2 protein-coding genes are annotated in these 476 nt (G+C 69.3%); both read right to left on the bottom strand.

Going from position 1 to position 476, the window contains the following annotated elements:
* The coding region (locus KBX53_RS35605; RefSeq protein ID WP_210864101.1) for an SAM-dependent methyltransferase at positions 1-156 on the bottom strand (156 nt) is incomplete at its 3' end.
* 124 nt (positions 157-280) lie between these two features.
* A partial coding sequence (locus tag KBX53_RS35600; RefSeq protein WP_210864100.1) for a response regulator transcription factor occupies positions 281-476 on the bottom strand: 196 nt, incomplete at its 5' end.

The following is a 476-nucleotide window of genomic DNA, read 5'->3' as shown; positions in this document are numbered from 1 at the left end:
GAGGACGATCTCCGGGTAGACCTCGGCGACGGCGTCGCCGGCTGCCCGGTCGGACTGGAAGTTGTCCTTGCCACCCATCCAGTAGTTCCAGATCCGTGCCGCGTGCGGCACGTCGGGCTGAAGTTTCGCGGCGAGTTCGGGGTCCGGGCCGGCCATGCCTGGCTCCTATCGAGGGGTCGTCAGCTGGAGGTCACCACGGCGGTACGACCGGGATCGTACTCCGCGGGTGTCCACACTCGACCGGGGGAGGACGCGCCGTCGGCCTGCGGATCGGCCGCTGTCACCGGTGGGCAACCCCGTTCTGGTACGCCCACACGACGGTCTGCAGCCGGTCCCGGGCGCCGATCTTCGCCATCGCCCGCCCGAGGTGCGACTTGACCGTGCTGGTCTCGATGAAGAGCTGCTCGGCGATCTCGACGTTCGACAGGCCCTGGGCGAGCAACTCCACGATCTCGGTCTCCCGCGCGGTCACCTGG

The organism is Micromonospora sp. M51 (assembly GCF_018070305.1).
GTDB lineage: Bacteria > Actinomycetota > Actinomycetes > Mycobacteriales > Micromonosporaceae > Micromonospora > Micromonospora parva.
The sequence above is the reverse complement of the archived record's forward strand: the minus strand, read 5'-3'. Positions and strand labels throughout refer to the sequence as shown.